The 335-nt window shown below is 34.3% G+C and carries 1 protein-coding gene; it reads right to left on the reverse strand.

What is annotated here, in order from left to right:
• A partial coding sequence (locus SCA31_RS22765) for an IS1595 family transposase (RefSeq protein ID WP_410699318.1) occupies positions 1 to 335 on the reverse strand: 335 nt, incomplete at both ends.

Consider the following 335-nt stretch of genomic DNA (forward strand, 5'->3'; position numbering starts at 1 on the left):
AGTGTGGAACCTTCTTGTCTTTGTGACGGTTCTTGTTCTTACCGCCAATAAAAGTTTCGTCACATTCTACAATACCTTCAAGCTCATTATTATTTTCGACACCAAAACAAGCTCTAATTCTTTGTAACATGAACCATGCTGTTGCCTGTCTTACTCCAATATCTTTTCCTAACTGTATCGAACTAATTCCCTTCTTATGAGAGGTAACAAGCCAAATAGCCATAAACCATTTACGAAGACTAACTTTAGAATTCTCAAACATTGTTCCTGTCTTAACATTAAAATACTTGCCTGTATTTTTACAACGATACTGGTTATTCTTACATTTATATACT

The sequence above is a fragment of the Chryseobacterium sp. SIMBA_028 genome (genome assembly GCF_046535285.1).
Classification (GTDB): domain Bacteria; phylum Bacteroidota; class Bacteroidia; order Flavobacteriales; family Weeksellaceae; genus Chryseobacterium.